Annotated in this window: 19 protein-coding genes, 1 pseudogene and 2 CRISPR repeat arrays; of the genes and pseudogenes, 13 read left to right on the top strand and 7 right to left on the bottom strand. The window is 69.0% G+C overall.

What is annotated here, in order from left to right; genetic code table 11:
- Positions 1 to 41: 41 nt before the first annotated feature.
- The 3 genes from C5N14_RS26450 to C5N14_RS31845 all read right to left on the bottom strand — a co-directional run bounded on the left by C5N14_RS26450 (position 42) and on the right by C5N14_RS31845 (position 2,824).
- Positions 42 to 524: a hypothetical protein gene (locus C5N14_RS26450; protein ID WP_117671811.1), complete on the bottom strand. Its 483-nt coding sequence runs from the start codon at positions 522 to 524 to the stop codon at positions 42 to 44.
- Between the two features lie 464 nt (positions 525 to 988).
- A complete protein-coding gene (locus C5N14_RS31850; RefSeq protein ID WP_128763666.1) occupies positions 989 to 2,020 on the bottom strand; it encodes an LVIVD repeat-containing protein in 1,032 nt (343 codons plus the stop codon).
- 39 nt (positions 2,021 to 2,059) lie between these two features.
- Positions 2,060 to 2,824 (bottom strand): hypothetical protein, encoded by a 765-nt coding sequence (locus C5N14_RS31845; protein WP_128763665.1) that lies wholly within the window; start codon positions 2,822 to 2,824, stop codon positions 2,060 to 2,062.
- A gap of 492 nt (positions 2,825 to 3,316) precedes the next feature.
- Here C5N14_RS31845 and C5N14_RS26435 point away from each other — a divergent pair, with 492 nt between their 5' ends.
- Together C5N14_RS26435 and C5N14_RS26430 are read left to right on the top strand one after the other, a co-directional pair.
- Positions 3,317 to 3,961 (top strand): dihydrofolate reductase family protein, encoded by a 645-nt coding sequence (locus tag C5N14_RS26435; RefSeq protein WP_117671807.1) that lies wholly within the window; start codon positions 3,317 to 3,319, stop codon positions 3,959 to 3,961.
- 1 nt (position 3,962) lies between these two features.
- A pseudogene (locus C5N14_RS26430) lies at positions 3,963 to 4,352 on the top strand (macro domain-containing protein); the annotation flags it as partial.
- 320 nt (positions 4,353 to 4,672) lie between these two features.
- Here the strand turns inward: C5N14_RS26430 and C5N14_RS26425 are convergent.
- The 4 genes from C5N14_RS26425 to C5N14_RS33845 are packed head-to-tail and all read right to left on the bottom strand — an operon-like array spanning position 4,673 to position 6,802.
- Entirely contained in the window at positions 4,673 to 5,878 is a 1,206-nt protein-coding gene (locus tag C5N14_RS26425; protein ID WP_243640046.1) for a helix-turn-helix domain-containing protein, read from the bottom strand.
- Entirely contained in the window at positions 5,865 to 6,035 is a 171-nt protein-coding gene (locus tag C5N14_RS33425; protein WP_243640045.1) for a hypothetical protein, read from the bottom strand. Before C5N14_RS33425 ends, C5N14_RS26425 begins: the two co-directional genes overlap by 14 nt.
- Positions 6,019 to 6,366 (bottom strand): hypothetical protein, encoded by a 348-nt coding sequence (locus C5N14_RS26420; protein ID WP_117671801.1) that lies wholly within the window; start codon positions 6,364 to 6,366, stop codon positions 6,019 to 6,021. Before C5N14_RS26420 ends, C5N14_RS33425 begins: the two co-directional genes overlap by 17 nt.
- Complete coding sequence (locus C5N14_RS33845) at positions 6,359 to 6,802, bottom strand: DivIVA domain-containing protein (RefSeq protein ID WP_117671799.1); 444 nt, start codon at positions 6,800 to 6,802, stop codon at positions 6,359 to 6,361. Before C5N14_RS33845 ends, C5N14_RS26420 begins: the two co-directional genes overlap by 8 nt.
- Before the next feature lie 272 nt (positions 6,803 to 7,074).
- Between C5N14_RS33845 and C5N14_RS26410 the strand changes: the two genes are divergently transcribed.
- The 11 genes from C5N14_RS26410 to cas2 (C5N14_RS26360) all read left to right on the top strand — a co-directional run bounded on the left by C5N14_RS26410 (position 7,075) and on the right by cas2 (C5N14_RS26360) (position 22,112).
- The gene (locus C5N14_RS26410; RefSeq protein ID WP_128763664.1) at positions 7,075 to 7,860 is read left to right on the top strand and encodes a GntR family transcriptional regulator; all 786 of its coding nucleotides are present in this window, start codon (positions 7,075 to 7,077) and stop codon (positions 7,858 to 7,860) included.
- A 9-nt stretch (positions 7,861 to 7,869) separates the two neighbouring features.
- Positions 7,870 to 8,517 carry a 2'-5' RNA ligase family protein gene (locus C5N14_RS26405; RefSeq protein WP_117671795.1) on the top strand — a complete coding sequence of 216 codons (648 nt, stop codon included), beginning with the start codon at positions 7,870 to 7,872 and terminating at the stop codon, positions 8,515 to 8,517.
- Positions 8,518 to 8,652: 135 nt separating this feature from the next.
- Positions 8,653 to 8,943: a CRISPR-associated endonuclease Cas2 gene (gene cas2, locus C5N14_RS26400; RefSeq protein WP_117671793.1), complete on the top strand. Its 291-nt coding sequence runs from the start codon at positions 8,653 to 8,655 to the stop codon at positions 8,941 to 8,943.
- Between the two features lie 124 nt (positions 8,944 to 9,067).
- Positions 9,068 to 13,185: direct repeats of the CRISPR family, unit length 37 nt; unit sequence GCTGCGCCCGGCCCTCGCGCCGGGCGAGGATCGCAAC.
- Between the two features lie 162 nt (positions 13,186 to 13,347).
- Positions 13,348 to 13,539 carry a hypothetical protein gene (locus tag C5N14_RS26395; RefSeq protein WP_128763663.1) on the top strand — a complete coding sequence of 64 codons (192 nt, stop codon included), beginning with the start codon at positions 13,348 to 13,350 and terminating at the stop codon, positions 13,537 to 13,539.
- A gap of 226 nt (positions 13,540 to 13,765) precedes the next feature.
- Positions 13,766 to 16,024, top strand: coding sequence for a CRISPR-associated helicase Cas3' (gene cas3, locus C5N14_RS26390; protein ID WP_117671789.1), 2,259 nt, complete (start codon positions 13,766 to 13,768; stop codon positions 16,022 to 16,024).
- Positions 16,025 to 16,744: 720 nt separating this feature from the next.
- Complete coding sequence (gene cas5c / locus C5N14_RS26385) at positions 16,745 to 17,434, top strand: type I-C CRISPR-associated protein Cas5c (RefSeq protein WP_117671931.1); 690 nt, start codon at positions 16,745 to 16,747, stop codon at positions 17,432 to 17,434.
- Positions 17,434 to 19,263, top strand: a complete 1,830-nt coding sequence (gene cas8c, locus C5N14_RS26380) for a type I-C CRISPR-associated protein Cas8c/Csd1 (protein ID WP_117671787.1) — start codon at positions 17,434 to 17,436, stop codon at positions 19,261 to 19,263. The genes cas5c and cas8c overlap by 1 nt, the downstream gene beginning before the upstream one ends.
- Complete coding sequence (gene cas7c / locus C5N14_RS26375; protein ID WP_117671785.1) at positions 19,260 to 20,150, top strand: type I-C CRISPR-associated protein Cas7/Csd2; 891 nt, start codon at positions 19,260 to 19,262, stop codon at positions 20,148 to 20,150. Before cas8c ends, cas7c begins: the two co-directional genes overlap by 4 nt.
- Positions 20,147 to 20,797, top strand: a complete 651-nt coding sequence (cas4, locus tag C5N14_RS26370; RefSeq protein ID WP_117671783.1) for a CRISPR-associated protein Cas4 — start codon at positions 20,147 to 20,149, stop codon at positions 20,795 to 20,797. Before cas7c ends, cas4 begins: the two co-directional genes overlap by 4 nt.
- Positions 20,790 to 21,818: a type I-C CRISPR-associated endonuclease Cas1c gene (gene cas1c / locus C5N14_RS26365; protein ID WP_117671781.1), complete on the top strand. Its 1,029-nt coding sequence runs from the start codon at positions 20,790 to 20,792 to the stop codon at positions 21,816 to 21,818. Before cas4 ends, cas1c begins: the two co-directional genes overlap by 8 nt.
- Positions 21,819 to 21,821: 3 nt before the next feature.
- Complete coding sequence (cas2, locus tag C5N14_RS26360) at positions 21,822 to 22,112, top strand: CRISPR-associated endonuclease Cas2 (protein ID WP_117671779.1); 291 nt, start codon at positions 21,822 to 21,824, stop codon at positions 22,110 to 22,112.
- Between the two features lie 126 nt (positions 22,113 to 22,238).
- Positions 22,239 to 25,482: direct repeats of the CRISPR family, unit length 37 nt; unit sequence GCTGCGCCCGGCCCTCGCGCCGGGCGAGGATCGCAAC.

The following is a 25,482-nucleotide window of genomic DNA, read 5'->3' as shown; positions in this document are numbered from 1 at the left end:
TTTGATGTTGAGCGTGGTTCAGGCAATACGTTCCCGACCTGTCAAGGTTTCGTTGACAGAAGAGCGTCGAATCGTGCCGCGACAGCCTGCACCGGCCCCGGCAACCGTCCGCGTCCTGCTTCTGTCAGGTCGAGCGCGAGAAGCGACGCCAACGCGTACAGCGAGCCCGGATCGGCGTCGGCGGCCACCTCCGCGGTCTTCCGCACGAGAGCCGCCCGCCCGAATCGCGTATCCCACCGCCGGTCCGCGTCGATCCACCGCTGGAGGTCGAGGACCGCACCCCGTATCGCCGCGATCCGCGTCGAATACCCGAGATCCCGTTCGTGCCGCCGCGACCGTCGTACGGCCGCCAGGCGTTGCCGGCGTTGCTCCGCGGCCTGCCGGCTGCCGAGGCCGAGCGCGACGGCGATCTGAGCCCATGTCGCACCCGCGTGGCGCGCGCGGTCGATCAGCTCCAGCTCGCGCTCGTCCAGCCGCGCGCGGTCGACCGTGACACTGGTCAGCTCGATCACCTCGGGTGTCATCTGTCAACGCTACATTGACAATGGGCCCCGCCATTGCACGCCATCGACGGACGGCCCCCGATGGAAGTTGTTGCCAGAGTTCGGGGTGGCGGGCGAGCGTATCGGCGTCGACCAGTTCGGCGACCGCCGGGATGGTCATCAGCTGGGCGACCAGGGCAACGGTCCTGCGGGTGCTGATCTGGTCCTCGGCGTGGGCGAGCCAGGCCCGGACGCAGGCCCGTGTGAGGCGACCGACCTCGTGGTCCGCCGGGTCGAGCCGGCTTTCGATCTCAGCTCTGGCCGGCGGTTCGTCCTATGTTCGGTGGTCTCCGCGGTGGTGGCGAGGGGACAGGTTATCGGGAGCCGCGCGGTGAGGGGGATCAGCCACTACGCGAGGGCCGCAGCGGCGCGGGTGAGCCCGGCGGCGACCAGCGACGTCGCTTGCCACGGCGACGTAGAACGTCCTCGAAAGCAGAGGTGGCTGCTCAGCCGGTGGGGGAGAACCGGGGGAAGCCGGCCAAGGTGTCAAGTGCCCACAATTGCACTTCGGAGCGCGGAGGGTTCGGCTCATCTTTGGGTGCGGGGTCGTTGCGTTGAGCGATGAGTGCGCGTTTTCCGTCGTGATTGAGCGCGATCTCCCATTGCACGACGGAGCCGCCGGTGTCAGGGGTGATCTTCCATCCGGTCATCGGCCTCAGTTCGGTCTTGTCCCACGTGCGCAGGTCCCAGTAGGTGACGAAATTATTGTAGGTGGTCCAGTGGTGGTAGCCCACGAGTGCGGTGTTTCCGTCGCCGCTGAGGGCAACCGTGTTTGACGAGTGGTAGTCGGCGTTGCGTATCAGCGAATACCCCTCCGGGTTGGCCGGGTTCGACAGGTCGTAAACCATCACGCCGCCTTCGCCGTTGCCGGACTGGTGACTTACCAGAGCGCGTTTCGCGTCGGCACTTATGGCCACCTCGTACCAGTCGGTGGAGTATTTACCCATACCCAGGAGCATTTCTTTCCGCGGCTGGTTCGGGTTTGTGAGGTCCCAGAAATGAACGCCCTCGTCGCCGCCGGAGATGGCGTAGCGGCCGTCGTAATTCAAGGCCAGTGACGTCACCCTTTTGGCAGCCAGTCTTCGGGAAGTCGGGTTTGACGGGTCTGAGAGGTCCCAGAGAGTCAGCTCTCCACGCAGGTTGGTGGTCACCGCATGTCTGCCGTCGCCGCTCAAGGCCACCTTGAGCGCCGTGCCCCCGCGATCAGGTATGAGTGCGGAAGCGCGAGGCCGCAGCGGATCGCTCAGGTCCCAGAGCGACACGGATCCGTGAGGAGGATCGGCGGCTTCTTCCACGGAACTCGTAAGGGCGCGTTCGCCGTTACTGCTAATCGCGACACCGTGGACGATATTCGTGGCCTCGGACAGGAAGGTGACTCGAAAGTCCTTCGGTGGCTGGATGGTTGGCGAGTTCGCGGATCTGCTCGAGGTTTTGCCTGCCGAACAGGCTGTGCTCGTTGCGAGAAGGACTGCCGCCAAGCAGATGATTCTAGCCAGAGAGGTGCGCTGCATGTTCGGTCATCCGCCGCACGGGGAGGAAGCTGGAACCTTGGTCCAGCCGCGTTCTGAAGGTTGGTGTACCTGTTGGTAGGCGGAGCAGTCGAGCTGGCCTTTCTGGACGACCAGGGCCGTTACCCGGAACGGCTTGCCCTGATTGTTGATGACCATTGATTCGGGTTTTCCGTCAACAATGTACTCTAGCTCAAAGGTATATTCGCAGTATTGTTTGCTGGTCACGGCAGAAAGGCGAAAGGTGGCCTGCTCGCCCAGCTTCAGCGTGTATTTCCGGTTGGCAAAATAGTTGCCAGTCAACTGTGGCCGCAGATCGCTGCCGTTCATCTTGGACTCTTGTGCGAAAACGGGATCGCGGTCGAGATCGTAGCCAATCTGGACGGTCTCGGCAGATCCTTGCGGTGAGTTGTCGAAGAGTGCGCCCGTCAGTGGCTCACGGCAGTTCGGCCGGATGGCGATATTGGTCAACCGCACGTCCTTCGCGCGATTTCCCTCGAGTTCCAGCTCTACCGTGGAGACGCCAGCCTCGACGCCTCCGTACGAGCGCATGATCTCATGGGTGCTCTTCTCGTACGCACGGAAATCGTCATTGATGTCCCCGAGGGTCTGTGCACCAACCAGACCGGGAAACACCCAGGTGTTGTCGTTCTCCCTGGGAACGAGGGTGACCTTGTTGATTTTGATCGGATCGCCACCGGGAGCAGCCGACGGTGTCGGCTTTGGCTTGTCCCCTCCGAGGTCGAGCCACTGTAGGCCGGCAGCGGTTCCCACGCCGCCGACTACGGTGACCCCAACTGTGACGGCGGCCGTCAGGAGCGTTCGCGACAGCCACTTCTCCCGCGGGGCCGACTCGCCGACTTGAGTCTCCGGCCGTCGTCGGGTGGCAGACCTTTTGCCAGGCAACTACGTCACCAGCCTTGGGGAACGAAACTAAATGGGGCAACTGCTGCCGTATCATAGCTCCGAATCGTCGTTCGTGAGGGGGCGCGGGAGCGTTCGTAGGCCAGGGTGAGTTCGGCGAGGACGCCGTCGGCAGGGCGCGGACGGCCTTCGACAGGCGGCTGGCGAGGATGTTCGACGCGATGCCTTCGATCGAGTTCGTGAGCAGTTCACCGAAGTGCCGGTAGCCGCCGAACATGACGTCCCGCAGCACGACCAGGCTCCATCGGTCGCCCAGCAGTTCGACGGTCAGATTGATCGGGCACCCCGCAACCGGTTGTAAGTTGCAATCGGAAGTTGCTCATCAGGTCCCGAGGAGGAGACATGCCGCAGCTGTTGAGGGTGCAGAGCTTCTGCTTGTCGCGTGACGGGTTCGGCACCGGGGAGGGGCAGAGCCTGGAGCGGCCCTTCGGCCACGCAGACCCCAACCCCCTGTTCTCCTGGCGCGCCGCCACCGCCAGCTTCCACTACCGCACCGAACCCGGCGGCACGCGCGGCCTGGACGACTACATGACCCGCGACTACGACCACAACATCGGGGCGGAGATCATGGGTCGTAACAAGTTCGGCCCCCAGCGTGGCCCCTGGGAGAACCACGATTGGCAGGGATGGTGGGGGGACAACCCACCGTTCCACACGCCGGTCTTCGTGCTCACCCATCACGAACGCCCGTCGTTCACCCTGGCTGACACCACCTTCCATTTCCTCGATGCGCCCCCGGCCGAGGCGCTGGCACGCGCAAAGGAGGCCGCCGCCGGTCGGGACGTACGCCTCGGTGGCGGTGTCGCCACTATCCGCGAGTTCATCGAGGCCGACCTGGTCGACACGATGCACATCGCCGTCGCGCCCGTCGACCTCGGTCGAGGCGAGCGGCTGTGGGAGAGCCACACTGAACTTCTCGACCGCTTCCACCTTGAGTCAGTGCCGAGCCCCAGCGGAGTCACCCACCTGCTGTTCTGGAGACGATGACCACCGGCCCGCGCGTTCCCTCGCCTCTCCTGGTGTGCCAGGATTCTGTTGTGGCAGCGCGATGGTGACCCCGGCGTTTGACCTCGACCCACCGGTTCGGTACGTCATCCACACCGTCGGGCCGATCTGGGAAGGCGGCGACCGTGGTGAGGCCGACGTCCTGGCCTCCTGCTACCGGAGGAGCCTGCAAGTCGCCGGCGAAATCGGCGCCCGGACCGTCGCCTTCCCGGCGATCGCCACCGGCGTGTACGGCTTCCCTCCCGACCAAGCTGCCCGGATCGCCGTGGCAACGATCAAGTCCACTCCGACAACCGTCCAACGAGTACGACTCGTCGCGTTCGACGAAGACGCCCGGGAGCATCTACAAGCCGCGATGACAGTCACCGGCTGACCCGTCCGAATCTGCCGCAGACGAGATTCCTCGCCGCTCGTCACGAAGCACGCTCTCGTGCCGCGTTTCACGTGGTCGCACACCCACCTGTCAGGTGGGTAGTCGTTCGGGCACGGGCTCCAGCCGGTCATGGCCCCGACTGAGCGCCAAGCGTAGTGGCCGATCGCCCCCATCAGCCTGCCAGCCTGCGGCGATCGCAAGCGCTGTTCGACACCTGTGTCGGGTACTTCACCCGGACCGGGTGGCTCCCGGAGACAGTGGAGCGCTGATGCGGGCCGGGAGCGCTTGCGGATCCGGGCGGGGGAGGGGCCGGGCGGTGATCACCCGATCCCGAGGGCCGTGGCGAGCCGGGCGACGTCGGCCGGGACCGGTCCGCCGCGCATCAGGTCGGTGATCAGCGTACGGGCCACCGGCCGTAACCGGACCTCGGCCGGCGCGATCCGTTCCGTGTCGACCAGCGCGCGTCCGGCCGCGAGCGGATCACCGACCTGGAGGTACGCGCGGGCGGCGTCGAGCAGGTATGCCGCCCGGTGTTCGGCCGGCAACCGTCGCCAGTCGTCCGAGCCGACGACCTTCTCGTGCCGGGCGACGGCCTCGTCGCCGGCACCCAGGTCGACGGCGGTCGCCACCCGGGCCAGCTCGACGGCCGTGGGACCGAAGCCGGTCCAGTGCCGGTCATGGCCGTCGCCGATCTCGTCGGCGATGCCGGCCGCCTGGTCAACCAGTTCCCGTGCGCTCCGTTCGTCGCCGCACGCGGCGGCGGCCAGGGCGGCCTGGACCAGCAGCGTCCCGTGCAGCGCCAGCTCGTGCGGCGGGCCGTCGCGCGGCACCGAGGGAGCGATGCGGTGCGCGGCGGCGATCGTGGCAGTCAGGGCCAGCGGGGCGCGGTCGAGGACGCGTAGCGCCTGTCCCAGCGGGACGGTGGCCGCCGCCACCAGCAGCGGGTCGCCCGTGGAGGCGGACATGGCCCGGTCGGCAGCGAGCCAGCCGAGGTCACCCTCGCCGAGCTTCACCAGCACCGATGATGTGATCCCGTACGCCTGCACCAGCAACTCCGCCGCGCCGTCCCCGCCGCCGCAGCAGGCGTGGACGCATTGGGCGTCGCCGAGCAGGTTCGGCAGTGCCCGCAGCAGTTGCGGGTAGTCGGCGTGCTGGTAGGTGAGCCAGGCGTGCACCACCCGCCGGCCCAGCTCGCCGGTGGGCGGTGCCGTTCGGCCGCCCGGTCCGGCCAGGACGGTGTCGTAGCGGGCGAGGGCGGCCCGCACCCCGTCGACGCCGTCCACGGCGGCACCGGCCGCCGCCGGCGGACGTGCGTCGCGGCCGAGCAGCGCCACCGGGTCGACGCGGAGCGCGTCGGCGAGGTCGCGGATGACGGTGAACCTGTCGAGGGCGCGGGCACCCCGCTCGACCTTGTCGACCCAGCTCTTCGACTTGCCGAGCCGGTCGGCCAGCATCTGCTGGGTCATCCGCCGCCGGACCCGTAACCGCGCGACGCGGCGTCCTATCGGCAGGTCATGGGTGGTCACGCCGCCACCGCCGGTCGGGCACCGCCCTCGTGGTGTCGTCCACCGGAACCCGGTCCGCCTCGGCCTGCTCCAACAGGCGTCGCCTCGCCGCCTCCCGCTCGGCGGCCTCGGCCCACTCGCTCCGGCTCTGCGCCGGGCCATTATCCGTGCCGTCCATATCTCCCTGCCTTCTGGTTGTCGCCCGTGCCGGGTTGTCGACGGCCTTGATCTCCCCGGACCGGCCGATTGCGCTCCTGGTCGACCCACATCTCCAACGGCCTGCTGCACCATCCGAGAAAGCGCTCGGTGATCTCAGCGGTGCCCATGCCGCCGATCTCTTGGCGGGCGTCGCGCAGATACGAGGTCATGTAGCGCACGAGCGTCCGGACGTTGCACTGGCACAGCTCCTTGAGCTGGCGCCTGCGGGTCAGGCAGGGCCAGGGGTCGCCGCAGACGAGGCAGTTCCAGTCCGGTCTCGACGGGCCGTGGAGCGCCGGGTAGTCAGTCATCGCCCGATTCGTCTTCCGGCTGACGGTGGCAGCCTTGCCGGCGAGGGGAGTAGGGCGGCCAGATCGGCGGGCGCCTGTACTCGCCGCGTGGTCGCTGGGGCCACGGCTCGTGGGGACGCCGGCGTTCTGCTCGCAGCTCCGTCACGATGTCCCGGTGGTAGCGCGCCTCGTCCCGAGCGGTGACGACCTCCTGGTACAGGACATCCATGTCGGCCTCGACCCGACGTAGGAACCTGCCGACTGCCTCCGGGTCGAGGCCCCGCCGACCGAGCTTGGTCATCGGGAATTCTTGCCACCGGATCTCGGCCGGCGTCAGCAGGTTCCGCCTGGACTGGTAGACCGTGCCGCCCTCGCCGGCCGCCTCGCGGGTCCGATGGTCACCGGTGGAGAGTCGTTCCCCTGTGGCCCGTCCGGGCAGCTCTACCCCTGGTTCCATGTGCCTCCGTCCTGGGCTGTCGACAGCGCTGCCCTCTCCGGCCGCTGGAATGACTCGGCTCGGCGTGGCTGGTTGTTGATCGGCCCCGATGACTGGCCGCAGGTCCTGTAGACCTATATAGGACCGTAGGTCCTGGTTGGCCCGTGTGCAAGCCCTCCACCGGACATGGCTGACGGCTCCTGAAGAAGCAGCCGGTCTGCGTCAGGGGATTGGTGGACGTACAGTGAGGCGGAGGGGTTGTCCTAGAGAGGACTACCTGAGTGGGGACGGCGATGACTGACGAGTTGGGCAGCAAAGCACCGAAGTACCTTCAAATCGCGGCGAAGTTGCGACGTAGCATCCGTGACGGGGAATTGCAGGCGGGCGAGCAATTGCCAGCGGAGACGGCCCTGGCTGGACGGTTCCGGGTTAGTCCAATCACCCTGCGTAACGCTATGGGTGTCCTTCGCGCCGAGGGATTGATTGAGTCCCGCCACGGTGTAGGGACCTTTGTCCGGGAGAGCCGGCGGCTGCAACGCCTCTCTCGGCATCGCTACGGGCGCGCTCGTAGCGATCTCAAGCTACTGACAGCGCACCTGCGACACGAAATCGTGTTCGCCGGGAAGGCGCAGGTCCAGGGTGAGATTGCTGCCGCGATGGGTGTACCCGCTGGAACTGAAGTGGTAGTACGACGGCGGAATCTCCATGACGAAGAGACCGGCAGACCCGAAGAGATCGGCGCGAGCTACATCCCGATCGATCTTGCTGACGGGACGTATTTGGAAGAGCCCGAGGTGGTGCCCAAGGCTCTCTTCCTCTGCATTGAGGAACTCAGCGGCAAGCGCTACTCAACGGCCCGCGATCACTGGTTCTGTCGCCTACCCACGGCAGAGGAAGCTGCCGCGCTGGAGCTGCCGACCGGTGCACCCGTCATGCAGGTGATCCACGTGGCCAGGGCCGATGACGGAACTGTCCTGGAAGTGTCGGAGTCTGTCTGGCCGGCAGACCGGATCGTCGTCATCGACGATTACCCAATAGAGGCAGAGCCGGCTCAGCCGGATGCTCCGTCCGAAGTATGAGGAGTCGGGATGTCGCTTGTTGACCTTGCCCCGGGCCAGCACGCAGACGAAGTCCGTAACCATTGGTGGTGGCGTCCAGGGTGGCGCGTCGGCAGGCGCTTCTACGCCTTCCACATCACCTTCGAGTACCAACAACAACTCTGCGACACCGCGACGGCCTACCGAACAGCTCTGGCAGGGATGCCGAGCCTCACCCTGATCCCGGATCGATGGTTGCACCTCACCATGCAGGGTGTCGGCTTCGCCGATGAACTCGCCTTGGACGTTGTCCAGGACATCGCCGACGAAGCTCGCTCGCTGCTGGCCGCCCTTCCAGCGTTTCAGGTCGAGTTCGGACCAATCGTCGTGGCCGACGAGGCGATCTTGATGCCAGCCGAGCCCGCCGAGCGAATCCACGGGCTACGCCACCTAACCCGGCAGGCGATCGGCCGGGTCTTGGGCCCCGACGAGGTTGGTGAGGACCCGGACCGGTTTCGTCCGCATGTGAGCGTCGCCTACCTCACCGCTGGCGGGCCTGCACTGCCCTACATCGAGGCCACGAGCCGTGCGGAGATTCAGCCCACTCACGTAGCTATCAGGCAGGTTGACCTGATCGAGATGCACCGCGACCACCAGATGTACGAGTGGCGTACCGTTGCTGCCCTTCCTCTGATGTAGGCGCAGGCGGCAGAGGCGGATCCTCCAAAGGAGGTTGCCACCCTTGTCTGCGGACGGAGAGCGCGAGGATCAGCGTGGCGGCGACCATGGCCGGGTTGCCGACATCGGTGGCCACACCTGCGCGCGTATCCAGCCATGGATCTACTCGTCGCGTACGATGTCGAGACGGTCACGCCGGAGGGGCAACGTCGACTCCGTAGGGTTGCCAGGATCTGTGAGGCGTACGGGCATCGTGTGCAGGAGTCGGTGTTCGTGGTGGTCTGCCGCGAAACCGACAAGGTGCGTTTCGTGGCCGCGCTCCAGGAGGTGATCGACCCGACCCAGGACAGCGTCCGGATCTACCGTCTGCCGGCTTACGCGCTAAACGACGTCGAGCATCTCGGCAAGTCGCGGCCGGTTGACCCGCGGGGAGCGTTGGTGATCTAGGAACCCCAAGTGAACGCGGATACATCGGGGGGTTCCGAGGCGAAAAATCTGGATTAGATGAATAAATCGCTGCTCGCGAGTCGAAAAGGCATCAACGGATTGCTATTTTTGCTGCTCGCGAACCGCTGCGTTCGGCCCTCGCGCCGGGCGAGGATCGCAACCTTGATGTAGCCGTCCCACACGACGTAGCCGATGGTGGCTGCGTTCGGCCCTCGCGCCGGGCGAGGATCGCAACACCACCGGATCGAGGAACGGCTACAGGGCCCCCCGGTGGCTGCGTTCGGCCCTCGCGCCGGGCGAGGATCGCAACGAGATGTGCAGCCCGTCGGGGAACTGGACCACGAGCGCGCTGCGTTCGGCCCTCGCGCCGGGCGAGGATCGCAACCTCCCACTCGATGAACGGGTCACCGTAGCCATAGACGCTGCGCCCGGCCCTCGCGCCGGGCGAGGATCGCAACCCCCGGGTCACCCCGTACCCCGTCGGCAGCACATCGAGGCTGCGCCCGGCCCTCGCGCCGGGCGAGGATCGCAACTTTCACTACCGTTGTGACGTTCGGCGCGTGGATCATCGTGCTGCGCCCGGCCCTCGCGCCGGGCGAGGATCGCAACCCATCGTAAGACCGATCATGGTCGAATTCTGTGCAGCGCTGCGCCCGGCCCTCGCGCCGGGCGAGGATCGCAACTGGAACAAGACGCCGTATTCCAACATCTCCGCCGGCCCGCTGCGCCCGGCCCCCGCGCCGGGCGAGGATCGCAACACCTCGGCGGTGATGCCGGAGCACAAGACCGCCGAGGGCTGCGCCCGGCCCTCGCGCCGGGCGAGGATCGCAACGTGGTGCGTGCCATCACCTACAACGCCAACGGCATCAAGCTGCGCCCGGCCCTCGCGCCGGGCGAGGATCGCAACCGGAGTTTCGTCGTGCATTCCGGCCGCCTTGTCGCGGGCTGCGCCCGGCCCTCGCGCCGGGCGAGGATCGCAACGTCGCGGACGTGGCCCCGTGAGCCGGGCGGAGCTGGCGCTGCGCCCGGCCCTCGCGCCGGGCGAGGATCGCAACCCGACGGCCACGAAGAAGGCCACCCGGACCAGGTAACGCTGCGCCCGGCCCTCGCGCCGGGCGAGGATCGCAACTTGTCGCTGCGCATCCACCCACCGATGAACGTGGCAGCTGCGCCCGGCCCTCGCGCCGGGCGAGGATCGCAACTCCGACGCCGAGATCGTGGCCAGTGGCCTGGCCGCGACGCTGCGCCCGGCCCTCGCGCCAGGCGAGGATCGCAACGAGGAGTACCTCACCGCCGACAGCACCCGGGTCAAGGCGCTGCGCCCGGCCCTCGCGCCGGGCGAGGATCGCAACCAGAAGCGGCAGGGAATCGTGGTCGACGGCGTGGCCGGGCTGCGCCCGGCCCTCGCGCCGGGCGAGGATCGCAACACGATGCGCTAACCAAAGACTCCCGTCAATCAAAGAGCTGCGCCCGGCCCTCGCGCCGGGCGAGGATCGCAACCCGTCTCGCGCAGCCAACAGCCCGCCGGCCTTGCGCAGCTGCGCCCGGCCCTCGCGCCGGGCGAGGATCGCAACTACGCCGGTCGATGCGCTGGTGCTTGCTCCTGCTGGGCGCTGCGCCCGGCCCTCGCGCCGGGCGAGGATCGCAACCTAATGAGTACGACGCGCTCGCCGTCGCGCCGCACTAGCTGCGCCCGGCCCTCGCGCCGGGCGAGGATCGCAACCTGGTCCGCTCCACCCAACCGCCCCGCGTCCCCGGCGCTGCGCCCGGCCCTCGCGCCGGGCGAGGATCGCAACGACCGTCCGTACGCCGTGCGGCAGCACGAGGAGCTGAGCTGCGCCCGGCCCTCGCGCCGGGCGAGGATCGCAACGTGGTCAGATCTCGTCGCAGGCCAGGTCGTAGCAGTCGTGCTGCGCCCGGCCCTCGCGCCGGGCGAGGATCGCAACCGGGACGCGCGGAACGCGACCGGTGTGTGGAACGGCCGCTGCGCCCGGCCCTCGCGCCGGGCGAGGATCGCAACTGCCCGTCGGCGAGCGGCGGCGCCCCGTGCGCCACCGGGCTGCGCCCGGCCCTCGCGCCGGGCGAGGATCGCAACAGTGCGGCGGTGATCGCCTCGGCGAGCTGCCGGATGTGCTGCGCCCGGCCCTCGCGCCGGGCGAGGATCGCAACTGCCACCGGGGACGCGGCTGCGACTCGTACCGGTGCTGGCTGCGCCCGGCCCTCGCGCCGGGCGAGGATCGCAACCGCGCACCCTCCATCGCAGAGAACACCAACTGCTGCGCTGCGCCCGGCCCTCGCGCCGGGCGAGGATCGCAACATGTGTGCGGGTGAGCGACCCGCTAACGAGGGAGAAGGCTGCGCCCGGCCCTCGCGCCGGGCGAGGATCGCAACCGGGAGTCCCGCTGAACGGCATGAGAAAGGCCCCCAGGGCTGCGCCCGGCCCTCGCGCCGGGCGAGGATCGCAACCCGGCCTCCGTCGCCCGGAAGTCCCCCCGGTCCATCGCTGCGCCCGGCCCTCGCGCCGGGCGAGGATCGCAACTGATGGCGGTCCTGACCCCGACGATTCAGGTCCTGGCGAGCTGCGCCCGGCCCTCGCGCCGGGCGAGGATCGCAACCGGTGAGAGGAGAGACCGCCCATGCCGCTCTCCGATGGCTGCGCCCGGCCCTCGCGCCGGGCGAGGATCGCAACCGGGCGTCGGCGATCGCGTCGACCGCCGACTCCTCCGCTGCGCCCGGCCCTCGCGCCGGGCGAGGATCGCAACGGAAATACACCGGTGCGGTGGTGCCTGGCTGCCAGGCTGCGCCCGGCCCTCGCGCCGGGCGAGGATCGCAACCCTACGGGTGCCGTCCGGGTGGGCCGCCAGGAGGAGGGCTGCGCCCGGCCCTCGCGCCGGGCGAGGATCGCATCGCCAAGAACTACGGCTATATGCCGATCCTGCTCACGGGGCTGCGCCCGGCCCTCGCGCCGGGCGAGGATCGCAACCTTGACCACGGTTGTCACGTTCGGGGCGTGAATCATCCGCTGCGCCCGGCCCTCGCGCCGGGCGAGGATCGCAACCTGGATCGCTCCGACCACGATGTACCCGGCCGCGCGACGCTGCGCCCGGCCCTCGCGCCGGGCGAGGATCGCAACCACCGCGTACCTCCTCCACTGCCTGCGGGCAAAGTAGCTGCGCCTGGCCCTCGCGCCGGGCGAGGATCGCAACCTGTCAGAGATGGTCACCTGCGCCAGCACGCCGAAGCTGCGCCCGGCCCTCGCGCCGGGCGAGGATCGCAACTGGGCGAGCCGCCGGCGACCTGGTCTGCGCAGTCCGGCTGCGCCCGGCCCTCGCGCCGGGCGAGGATCGCAACACAACCGAAGTCGTGAGGCCGGTCGCCGTGGTGCGCGCTGCGCCCGGCCCTCGCGCCGGGCGAGGATCGCAACTGGGGGTTGCGCAGCAATCCCGTATGTGCTAGGAAGGCGCTGCGCCCGGCCCTCGCGCCGGGCGAGGATCGCAACGCTGAACTCGCCGGACAACTCGGCCGCGACCACCGCCGCTGCGCCCGGCCCTCGCGCCGGGCGAGGATCGCAACAGGGCTGCGCTCTGCACGAGCTTGACTGTGCCGCCTGCTGCGCCCGGCCCTCGCGCCGGGCGAGGATCGCAACATCGTGGAACGCCGTTCGATGACGGCGGCGACCGCGTAGCTGCGCCCGGCCCTCGCGCCCGGCGAGGATCGCCACCCGTCTGGGGCGACCAGGAGCTGCCGTATGACGCCGACGCTGCGCCCGGCCCTCGCGCCCGGCGAGGATCGCAACTCCGTCAGGATCTGCGCCTCGTCGAACACCTCGACGCTGCGCCCGGCCCTCGCGCCGGGCGAGGATCGCAACGACGCGGCACCCAACTTGTCGGCAGCCTCACCGGCCCGCTGCGCCCGGCCCTCGGGCCGGGCGAGGATCGCAACTGGACATGGCTGAACTATATTGCGATGTCAAAGGCCAGTGCTGCGCCCGGCCCTCGCGCCCGGCAAGGATCGCAACCACGAGCACCTCCAGGCGGTTGCCGTTGTGGGCGGTGCGCTGCGCCCGGCCCTCGCGCCGGGCGAGGATCGCAACCGTTGGGGGGCAAGGCTGCCTTGCTCCCTGCGTTGACGCTGCGCCCGGCCCTCGCGCCGGGCGAGGATCGCAACCAGTACTGGGTCGTGTTCATCGCCGAGGGCTGCGGAGGCTGCGCCCCGGTCCTCGTGCCAGGCGAGGACTGTAACGCGCAGTCCTGGGGTGATCGCGGCGCCGCTCGTCGTACCGTCTCGGTCAGTCCCCTGAAAGCTCCCGCCAGGGTTCCTCGGAGAAGTTGCGAAATCGCCGCCCGATTACACAGGGGCGGCAGCGTGGCGCGGAGCTACGGCGACCGGCGCGCAGTTCGGCCGTTGGTCGACGAACGCGGCGGCTGGCGCGTCGAGCGCCGGGAGGTCCTCGAGCCCGCCTGGGTGTGGTTTACCTGGCCAAGATTCCGTCGCTCGGAGCAGCTCACGAACCTTACGTTTCAGCTCCACGATCCGCTGAAATATTCGCCGTTGACGTCCCAGACGCTGACCTTCATCGATTGTGCCTGCCGCTGACCAGCCGACTTGCGACATTAGAAGGCGAGCCGGACCGCGCATTGGCGCAGCTCGTCAGTGCACTTCTTCGGTGCAGGCACGGTGACTCCTGCCTTCAAAGGCTGAAAATCCTCCACGTCACTCGGTGCGCTTCACCGCCGAAACCGGCAACCACCGATACCATCCGAGGCCCTGATCTCCAATCCCGAAAATTCTGCGACGTTCGTAGGGGCCGTTCTTGTCTGGTATGGGTTCTCCTTGGGCGCACAGCCCTGCTTCTGGTAGCAACCGGTGGCATTCGCTGGCCGATCATCTTCGTAGCACCGCCGAGCTGGCGCGACGGTTTGCCGGCCCGTTCGGTGGGGGTGAAGTGGCGTACTGGCTTGGTGCGCTGCATGACGTGGGCAAGGCGGCCTGCGCCTGGCAGGACAAGCTCGCTGTTGTCGCGCCCACCGGCCGTCCGGTCGGCATCGACCATAAGTCACTCGGTACCCGGGTCGCTTATGAACGCGGACTCGCTGGATTCGCCGGTGCGATCTTCGGCCACCATGGTGGACTGATCGACACGCCCAGCCTCCGTGGGGCGTTCCAAGGAAAACTGGCTGCCGAACCGGGCAACATGGCGTCCGCCGAGCGGGAACTGCCGGGGCTGTTGCCGGACCTGCCGGAGCGGCTCGACCATCTCGTGCCGGCGGACTGGCGGGCGGATCCGTTGGTGGGCGAAATGGCGTTGCGGCTGTGCTACAGCGCTCTGGTCGACGCGGACAGCCTGGACACCAGCGCGCACTTTCAGGGACTGGCAAGCCCGCAGGTGCGTCCGGACGCCGACTTCGGCCACCTCTACAAGCTGTTCGAACAGCGGCGGCGCGACGAACTCGCCGGTCGCGGCGACACTCCGATAGCCAGATTGCGGGAGCAGGTCTACGCGGACTGTCTCGCGGCGGCTGAGCGCGATCGTGGAGTGTTCCGCCTCGGTGCGCCGACCGGAGCCGGGAAGACCCTCGCGAGCGGCGGGTTCGCTCTGCGGCACGCGGAGAAGCATGGCCTGCGCCGGGTAATCGTGGCGGTCCCGTTCCTCACCATCACCGAACAGAACGCCGCCGTCTACCGTCGGTTGCTCGACGAGGAGGGCGGCGAGCCGGTCGTCCTCGAACACCACAGCCAGGCCGATTTCGACGACCCGCAAGCCGGCCGGTGGGCGCGGCTTGCGGCCGAGAACTGGGACGCCCCGTTCGTCGTCACCACCTTCGTCCGGCTCTTCGAATCGTTGTACGCCCGCAAACCGTCGGCGATGCGCCGGGTGCACCGGTTGGCCAACTCGGTGATCGTGTTGGACGAGGTGCAGGCACTGCCGCACGCCATGCTCGCGCCGATCCTCGACGGACTCCGGCTACTCGTGCGGCACTTCGGCGCGACCGTGCTGCTCTCCTCGGCGACACAGCCGAGCTTCTGGGCGCTGGACGAGTTCAAGGACGTGCCCTGCACGGACCTGATCCACGACACCCCGAAGCTGGTCAGTGATCTGCGAAGAGTGCGGTACGAGTGGCAGCTCGACCCGAAGCCAACGCTGGCCGACATCGCCGACCAGGCCGCCTCGGAACCGTCGGCACTCGTCGTGGTCAACACGACAGCGGACGCGAAGGTGGTGTACGACCGCTGGCATGATGCCGAGCCCGATGGTGTGGCCCGGCACCTATCCACCCGGATGTGCCCGGAGCACCGGCGACGGGTGCTTGAAGAGGTGCGGGCACGCCTCAGCAGGGGTGAGCGCGTCCTGCTCGTGGCCACCCAACTGATCGAGGCCGGGGTGGACGTCGACTTTCCGGTGGTGTTTCGTGCGATCGCGCCGGCCGACTCGCTGCTTCAGGCGGCCGGGCGAGCCAACCGCGAGGGGCGGATGACAGACGGTGGACGGGTGGTCGTGTTCGCGCCGGAGGACGGCGGACAGCCGCCCACGTACAAGACCCTGGTCGGCTGCACCGGGCGTCAGTTCGGACCGGACAAGGCCGACCCGGACGACCTGGAGGCGCTCGGGCGCTACTACCGCAACGTGTACGCCCTGCTCAATCTCGCCGACGCCCATCATGTCGGGCAATGTATCCAACAGGCTCGGCAGCGGTGGGAGTTCGAGACCGTTGCCGATGGGCCGATGGACGCGAGTAGCAAGCTGCGGGATCGGAAGCTGGCATTCCGGATGATCAACGATGACGGGATCAGCGTGGTGACCCCACAGGGGGCCGAGACACCTGAACTGCGGTGTGAACTGGAGCAACTGGTCGTGGAACTGCGCCAGGCACCGGTTCCGGATCCGACGAAGCTGCGGAGTCTGCAGGCGTACACGACGAACATCCACCCCAGCGTGCTTCGCCGACCCGGCGTGATCGCACTGCTGCGGCCGATCCTCGGCAACGAGGTGCGGCGGGGTGCACTGGTCGAATGGATCGGCGAGTACGACGACGCCACCGGCATCAGCCTCGACCCGAATCTGGAGCAATTCGTCGTCTGATGGCGGGTCGGGCATGTCAGGTGAGCGCGTGGGCGCCCACCTGGCGCCCTGCTCACTTCATTATTTTGTGCAGTGCTCCAGCCGTGATCAGACTGGCGAGCACGCCGAAGGGAAGGCCCTCGGCTGTGCCGACCATGATGCCGACTGCCGCGCTGAGACCCATGATGACTGCCCAGCGAAGAGGCAGAAGACTGGATCTCTGCGGTTCGCGGTCTCGGCCGAGTGGCCTGTGGGCGCGGCTCTGCCTTACTGTCATCTGGTTCCCTTCGACCTTACGGATGGCGGGGAGCTGGGCGGTCCGCTGTTGGCGCAGCGGACCGTCGCTTTTGGGGGCGAACGGTGCCGGCCCAACTCGGAGCCGGGCATGCACCCGACCAAGCTCGAGGAATCTACAACGGACGGTCACCGTCATGCAACCAAGGAAGTTCGCTATGCTGAGCCGGTTGTCAGTGTGGAACTGGCCTGCAGTGCCTTGGCGCTGAGGATCGCAACCTTGGGTGCATCACAGAAGGTGTCGGCGCCGTCCAGCATGGTCTATTTGCTAGTTGATGCTGGATGGTCTGTCGGTCGGTGATGGACAACGTCGAGCCGTTCTTGTCATACCGATCGGGCATCCTCGCACTTGGTGTGCGAGGGGCCGCTGATTTCGTGGTTCGGTGCCTTGTCGATCGTGTGTTCGATGGCTCTGATCTTGGGAGGGATTGTGCTGTGACGACCGACGTGGTCAACGGGCTGACTCTGCGGCGGAGCGCGGAGGGTGAGCTCCCAGTTGTGGTGCAGGTCAGCGGTGAGGCGGCGCTGTTCTCGCGGCCCGAGTTGAAGGTGGAGCGGGTCAGCTATCCGGTGATGACCCCGTCTGCCGCAGTGGGCGTTCTGGAATCGATCTTCTGGAAGCCGGAGATGCGGTACCAGATTGTCGCGATCGAGGTGCTCAAGCCCGTGAGGCACTTCTCGGTTCGGCGCAACGAGACCTCCGACGTCGCGCCGCTCGCCGAGGCGATCAAGGGCACCCGCCGGGTCGACACCGCCGCGCACCGCGATCAACGCAACGCCGTCTGCCTGCGCGACGTCGCGTACCGGATCCACGCCCATATCGAGTTGGCCGCACACGCGGACAAGCGGGTCGCGGCGTACCGGGACCAGCTTCGTCGCCGGGTCCGCAAGGGAGCCTGCTTCCAGCAGCCGTACCTCGGCACTCGGGAGTTCAGCGCCGATTTCGGCTGGCCGGATGACACCCGGCGCGCGGACGTCAACGAGGAGATCGGCATCATGCTGCACTCCGTCCACCGGGACGGGACATCCGCCCAGCCTCGGATGGAGTGGTTTGCCGCCCGGGTCGCCGCCGGCGTGCTCTACGTGCCCGAGCGGGGAATCGAGCTGGCGCTCCCGATGGAAGGCCAGGGGGTCTAGTGCTGCTGCAACGGCTGGTGGAGTACGCCGACACCAGCAAGGACGTCATCCCGGCGTTCTACGCCCGCAAACCGGTGCGCTGGAGCCTGGAGATCGACGGGAGCGGCGTACCCCGAGGTGGCCTTGTCGACACGGCGGACAAGGACGACCCGCACCGTAAGTTTGGCGCAACCTCGCTGGTGCCGGCGGTGACCCGGACCGCCGGGATCTCGCCTGTGCTCGCGGTCGACAACGGCGAGTACGTCTTCGGCTGGCTGTCGGAGGGGGCCAAACCGGAGCGGGTCGCGAAGCAGCACGACGCCTTCCGCGCCCTGATCACAGAGTGGGCTGCCGCCGAGCCTGACGACGTGGGCCCGGCCATCGCCGCCTTCTACCGCGGCGGGCACGCCAGCAAGCTTCAACCGCCGTCCGATTGGAGCAGGGGAGACCTGATCGGCTTCTGGGTCGACGGGGTCTACGCCGCGGACACCAGCCCGGCGCGGCGTTTCTGGGCCGAGGTGGCCGGTGACCGGAAGGGTTCGGGGCTGTCTGGCCTGTGTCTGGTCTGCGGGCAGGTGCAGCCGTTGCTCAAGACGGTGCCGCAGCTGATTCCTCGGCGGTGGGTGCCCGGCGCTACCCAGAACGCGTCGCTGGTCAGCATGAACGAGGCCGCGCACGGATACGAGCTGCAGAAGTCCCTGACCAACACCCCGATCTGCGCCGACTGCGGCCTCAAGTTCACGACCGCGCTGACCGGTCTGCTCTCCGATCCGCTACACAGCACCGCGCTGTCCGGGCAGAATGCCCGGCTCGCCTGGTGGGTGCTGGGCGGCTCGACCTTCGACCCGTGGGCGACTGTCGAGCAGTTGGACCCTGCCCAGATCCGGAACCTGATCGCCGGCCCCGCCAGCGGTACGGAAGCGACGGTTGACGACCTGTCCCGGTACTGCTCGGTGACCGTAGGTGGCAACGTCGCCCGGGTGGTCGTCCGGGACTGGGTCGAGCAGCCGATCAGTCGCGTGAAGGACAACGTCCGGGCCTGGTTCGACGACCACAGGATCGTCGACGCCTGGACCGGTGAGGTGGTGGAGGTCAAGGTCTCCCAGTTGGCCCGGGCGGCCGGGCGGTTCGAGGCCGGGCGGAACGGAGGTCCCGGGACCTGGACCAAGTTCGGTGCCTCCGGCGAACAGCGACCACCAGACCTGTTCCACGGGCTGCTCGGCGCTGCGCTGCTCAAGCGGCCACTGCCACCGAAACTGCTCAACCACGTCATCAACCGGATCCGTATCGACGGCCGGCTCGACCCGGCCCGCGCCGCGCTGATCCGGCTCGCTCTCCGCCGCCACCCGACCCTGCCCGAGCATGAACGAGAGAGGCTGACGCCGACCTTGAACGTCGAGCACAAGCAGCCGCCGGCCTACGTGTCCGGCCGCATCTTCGCCGTGATGGACGACCTGCAACGGACCGTGTTCCGGGTCGCCGACCAGAAGCTGAACACCACCTTCGCCGAACGCTACTTCGGCCGCGCTATCGACAACCCGCAGGTCGTCATCGTCTCCGGCCGCCGCAACGTGCAGGCGTGGCTCAAACGGCTGCGCGGGCCCCTCCGCCGACCGCAGTGGTCGGACGCGTACGAACGCCGACTCGACGACCTCTTTGTCCAGATCGATGCGATTCCCAGCGTCGCGGTGCTGACCGACAAGGCCCAGTTCATCCTCGGCTACCACCAGCAGCGGGCCGAGATGCGGGTCGAACGACTCGCGGCAGCCGCGAACAAGAAGAAGACCGACCTGCCCCCGGAGCCCGACGACGCGGCGCCGAACACCGACGACGAAGGAGACGACGCATGAGCGCCGCGCACCTCGACCCGACCCGCCGCCACGACGCCGTCCTGCTGTTCGACGTCAGCGACGGCAACCCCAACGGCGACCCGGACGCCGGCAACCAGCCGCGGACCGACGACGAGAGCGGACAGGGCCTGGTCACCGACGTGGCGATCAAGCGCAAAATCCGCGATACGGTGTCGCTGCTGCGGGGCGACGATCCCCGGTACGGCATCTTCGTCGAGGCCGGCCACGCCCTGAACACCCGGATCGAGGGTGCCTATGTCGCCAAGCCGCCCAAGGTCAGCAACAAGCCGACCCCGGCCGAGATCGCTGCGGCCCAGCAGTGGCTCTGCCAGCACTACTTCGACGTCCGGATGTTCGGCGCGGTCCTCAGCACCGGCAGGAGCGGCGGTGCCGGGCAGGTCCGTGGCCCGCTGCAGCTGACCTTCGCCCGCAGCATCGATCCGATCCTGCCCACCGACCACACCATCACCCGGGTCACGCAGACCCGACAGGAGGACATCGACAAGGGAGAGCGTACGGAGATCGGCTCCAAGTGGACCGTTCCGTACGGCCTCTACCGGGCGCACCTGTTCTACTCCGCGCCGCGCGCCACAAAGACCGGCGTGACCGGCGATGACCTGGCCGCCTTGTGGCAGGCCATCACCGTGATGTTCGACCACGACCGGGCCGCCACCCGGGGCGAGATGAAGCTGTGCGGGCTCTACGTGTTCAGCCATCCCGACGCCTTCGGAGTCGCCCCCTCGGCTGCCCTCACCCAACGCATCACGGTCGACCGAGTCAACCGTGAGAAGGCGCCGCGCGCCCACACCGACTACACCCGGGACATCGACGAGTCGGGGCTGCCGGACGGTGTCGAGCTGACCAAGCTGGTCGACCTCTGGCTGTGACCGACGACCACTCGACGGACAGCGGCACCGACCAGCGGGAGGTGCCGCTGTCCGCGCTGGAGCACTATGCCTATTGCCACCGGCAGACCGCGCTGATCCACGTTGAGGGTGTCTGGTCGGAAAGCGTCGAGACGGTACGCGGCGACCTCAGCCACACCACCGTCGACCTGCCCGGCATCCAGCGGCGCCGAGGCCTCACCGTGGTCCGGTCACTACCGGTGTGGAGCCACACCCACGGCCTCCGCGGCATCTGCGACATTGTCGAGTTCGAGAAGGGCACGGCCACACCGGTCGAGTACAAGGTCGGACGGTACAAAGCCGGCGGGCCGGCCGAGCTGCAACTCGGTGGGCAGGCACTCTGCCTACTCGAAGCCGGCTTCGACGTGCCGACCGGCTACATCTACTCGGTTGCCGAAAGGCGCAGACACGCCGTACCCATCGACGCCGACCTGCTCGACCAGGTCGTGGCCGCGACCATGGCCGTACGCCGGCTGATGGACAACCCGGCGTTGCCGGCGGCACGCAACGACGCCCGCTGCCGGCGATGTTCCCTACGCGAGGACTGCCTGCCCGAGCTGACCGACGGCCGGCGGCAGGCCACAACCAACCTGTTGACCCCACGACCATTGGGACAGTGGCGTGACTGAGCTGCTCAACACCCTCTACGTGCAGACCCCCGGCACCAGCCTGCGCCTCGACGGTGACACCGTGCGGGTGTACCACCCCGACCAGCCCGGCCGCCGGCTGCTGCCGCTCGTCCGGCTCGACCACCTGGTCCTGTTCGGCGGTGTGACACCCAGCGACGATCTACTGCTGCGGTGCGCCGACGACGGACGCTCGGTCAGCTGGCTCACCGGCAGCGGGCGGTTCCGGGCCGGCCTGGTCGGCCCCACTCACGGCAATCCGCTGCTCCGCCAAGCCCAGCACCGGGCCGCTGACTCGCCGGACCGGCAATTGCCGATCGCGGTCGCCATCGTCGCCGGCAAGATACACAACGCGCGGCAAGTGCTGCTACGCACCGCCCGGGACACCAAGGGACACCGGCAGACCGCGCTGCGGGCGAGCGCCGAACTGCTGGCCGGGCGGCTTGAACTGCTCGCCACCGCAGCCAGCACCAACGAGGTGCTCGGCGTCGAAGGCATCGCCGCACGCGACTACTTCGCCGCCATGCCGTACCTGCTCGGTGAAAGCAAGGACTGGAAGGCGTCCGGGCGCAACAAGCGACCGCCCACCGATCCGCTGAACTGCCTGCTCTCCTTCCTGTACGGCATGCTGCGCGTCGCTGTCCAGGGCGCACTCGACCAAGTCGGACTCGACCCGTACATCGGCTTCCTGCACGCCGTCCGGCCAGGTAAGCCCGCTCTCGCCCTGGACTTGATGGAAGAGTTCCGGCCGCTACTGGCCGACCGGCTCGCGCTCACCATGCTCAACAGGCGAGAGCTGACACCGACCGATTTTGAGGAACTGCCAAACGGGGCGTACCGGCTCACAGACAGTGGACGAAAGACCGTGCTGGGTGCCTGGCAGCAGAGCCGGCAACGCGAATGGCCACACACGCAGCTCGGCCGGCAGGTGCCCGCCGCGCTGCTGCCACTCGTGCAGGCCCGGCTGCTCGCACGTCACCTCCGCGGAGACACGGCCGCGTACCGGCCATGGATGGTGAACTGAGCCATGGATCTACTCGTCACGTACGATGTCGAGACGGTCACCCCGCAGGGGCAACGCCGACTCCGCAAGGTCGCCAAGATCTGTGAGGCGTACGGGCACCGCGTGCAGAAGTCAGTGTTCGAGGTGGTCTGCCGCGAAACCGACAAGGTGCGCTTCGTCGCCGCGCTCCAGGAAGTCATCGACCCAACTCAGGACAGCATCCGGATCTACCGGCTGCCGGCTTACGCGCTTGACGACGTCGAGCATCTCGGCAAGCCGCGGCCGATCGACCCGCGGGGAACGTTGGTGATCTAGGAACCCCAAGTGAACGCGGATATACCAGGGGGTTCCGAGCCGAAAAATGTGGATTAGATGAATAAAACGGACCGCGAGTGAGTCGAATGTGCATCGACAGATTCCTATTTCCGCTGCTCGGGAACCGCTGCGCCCGGCCCTCGCGCCGGGCGAGGATCGCAACGTGTCGTCATCGATGAACAGGTCACAGCGGACCATCACTGCTGCGCCCGGCCCTCGCGCCGGGCGAGGATCGCAACGCCGGGCGTTAACACCCGGTCCGCTGCCTGACCAGGTCAGGCTGCGCCCGGCCCTCGCGCCCGGCGAGGATCGCAACGCGTGTTGCGTCACAACGCGTGACACCTTACCTAATGCTGCGCCCGGCCCTCGCGCCGGGCGAGGATCGCAACCACGCGGGCGACCGTGCGACGGTCACGCGGACGTATGTGCTGCGCCCGGCCCTCGCGCCGGGCGAGGATCGCAACCTGACGGCTGACATCCCCGAGCTGGGTCGTGTCCCGCCGCTGCGCCCGGCCCTCGCGCCGGGCGAGGATCGCAACCTGCGTGTCTTCCTGCGATTGGCATGTGCTGCACATGCTGCGCCCGGCCCTCGCGCCGGGCGAGGATCGCAACCCAGCGTCGGTCAGCTTGTACGGCTGCCCCCGGTGCTCGCTGCGCCCGGCCCTCGCGCCGGGCGAGGATCGCAACGCCCGCGAGCTGGTCCGCCTCGCCGACGGGCTCCGCTGCTGCGCCCGGCCCTCGCGCCGGGCGAGGATCGCAACTCGTCCTCGATGGCCTCGTCGCGGCGGGCGTCGCCGTGCTGCGCCCGGCCCTCGCGCCGGGCGAGGATCGCAACTTCTCGTCAGGCGCCGAGCACTCCGCGGTGACCGCGCTGCGCCCGGCCCTCGCGCCGGGCGAGGATCGCAACCTCGCCGATCCGACGGCCGGCCCCACGCATGCCCGGGAGCTGCGCCCGGCCCTCGCGCCGGGCGAGGATCGCAACGTCGAGGAGGTCCTCGGCGACGCGGTGTGGTCCGGGCTGCGCCCGGCCCTCGCGCCGGGCGAGGATCGCAACCAGGCGCGGCACGGCCTGGTGGTCGACGGGGTGATCGGCTGCGCCCGGCCCTCGCGCCGGGCGAGGATCGCAACGCCCGACGTCGCTGACGGGGTGGCGGTCATGAGGCTGCTGCGCCCGGCCCTCGCGCCGGGCGAGGATCGCAACCCCTGGATCGGCCAACACGACGGCACGAACGCCCCGGTGCTGCGCCCGGCCCTCGCGCCGGGCGAGGATCGCAACCCGGGGAGGACGCAGGGCACGGTGGCGGGCAGGCCGAGCTGCGCCCGGCCCTCGCGCCGGGCGAGGATCGCAACCCATGCGACCGGAATATCCCCGTGCAATTCCATTGGCTGCGCCCGGCCCTCGCGCCGGGCGAGGATCGCAACCTTGATCGGCTCGACGGTCATCGGGCACCCGCCCGGGTGCTGCGCCCGGCCCTCGCGCCGGGCGAGGATCGCAACAGCCGTTGGGTAGGCGGCTCACTGAAGGGAGGGGGCACGGCTGCGCCCGGCCCTCGCGCCGGGCGAGGATCGCAACTCCACCACCGAGAGCCCTTGCGGCAGCCACCCGCCGGAGCTGCGCCCGGCCCTCGCGCCGGGCGAGGATCGCAACTCGCCAATCATGGAGTTGTCGAGCCGAACGCGCAGATGGCTGCGCCCGGCCCTCGCGCCGGGCGAGGATCGCAACCGGCGTGACCTGGGTCGACCGGTGCGGCTTGAACTTGGCTGCGCCCGGCCCTCGCGCCGGGCGAGGATCGCAACACTAGCCCGGGGGTTTCGTCATCCCCCAGAATTGCGTGCTGCGCCCGGCCCTCGCGCCGGGCGAGGATCGCAACTCGGTGCGGCGCTGCTCTCGGACGATGCTCTCGAAGGCTGCGCCCGGCCCTCGCGCCGGGCGAGGATCGCAACACCGCAAAGAGCGGCCAGCAGTGGGTGCTGCGGTCCGGGCTGCGCCCGGCCCTCGCGCCGGGCGAGGATCGCAACATCACCGGCAAGGAGGCGGTGCCGTGGGGTCTCGTGCTGCGCCCGGCCCTCGCGCCGGGCGAGGATCGCAACCTCAGCCTGCGGGGCGTCCGGTGACCCGCCGCCGGACGCTGCGCCCGGCCCTCGCGCCGGGCGAGGATCGCAACGGGCTTGCCATGATGGGCGTACCTCCTGTTGGGGGATGCGCTGCGCCCGGCCCTCGCGCCGGGCGAGGATCGCAACGTCGTAGTAGCGCATCATGACGTCTCGTAGCGCGTAGTGCTGCGCCCGGCCCTCGCGCCGGGCGAGGATCGCAACTTCCAGCGGACCGCGCCATTTCTCAGCCGCGCCCGGTGGCTGCGCCCGGCCCTCGCGCCGGGCGAGGATCGCAACGCACCCGTCACGGTCCGCACGCCGGAGGAGACACCGGAGCTGCGCCCGGCCCTCGCGCCGGGCGAGGATCGCAACTCCGCCTCCACGGTCGCGCCGGTCGCCAGCACGAGCCGCTGCGCCCGGCCCTCGCGCCGGGCGAGGATCGCAACGGAAAGTGCAGGGTGCCGAAGACTCGCGTGATGTCCCAGCTGCGCCCGGCCCTCGCGCCGGGCGAGGATCGCAACCCCGGGCGAGCTGGTTGGCGTTGTTCAGCGGGCCGTACAGCAGCTGCGCCCGGCCCTCGCGCCGGGCGAGGATCGCAACATCATGCCGAGCAGTATTGCAGTAGTGCAGTCATGCCGCTGCGCCCGGCCCTCGCGCCGGGCGAGGATCGCAACACCAAGCGTCCGGCCCTCCAGCTCGACGGCCTGGCGGTGGCTGCGCCCGGCCCTCGCGCCGGGCGAGGATCGCAACTTCCAGGAAGGCGGCAACCATTTCGTCTGCGGCGGCGGCTGCGCCCGGCCCTCGCGCCGGGCGAGGATCGCAACCCGAGCGTGCCCTTGAGTACGTCTACCGGCTGCCGGGCTGCGCCCGGCCCTCGCGCCGGGCGAGGATCGCAACGGCGATAGCGATAGCGATAGCGTGGGAGAGGGGGCGGAGCTGCGCCCGGCCCTCGCGCCGGGCGAGGATCGCAACTATATCGACCGGGAGGGGCCGGCGAACGAGGGTTCGGCTGCTGCGCCCGGCCCTCGCGCCGGGCGAGGATCGCAACCGGGTCAGGCGGGCTGGGTGGTGGCGGGCTGGGTGCGTCGGCTGCGCCCGGCCCTCGCGCCGGGCGAGGATCGCAACGGCTAGTCCTGCCTCGATCTGGCGGGCCACCTCGGCGGGCTGCGCCCGGCCCTCGCGCCGGGCGAGGATCGCAACTGGGGCTACTGGAAGCTGGAGCGCGTAGCCATCCCGGTAGCTGCGCCCGGCCCTTGCGCCGGGCGAGGATCGCAAC

This window comes from Micromonospora sp. MW-13, from assembly GCF_003434305.1.
In the GTDB taxonomy this organism is placed as follows: Bacteria; Actinomycetota; Actinomycetes; order Mycobacteriales; family Micromonosporaceae; genus Micromonospora.
Note: the sequence above shows the minus strand (reverse complement) of the source record. Positions and strands in the feature narration are given on the sequence as shown.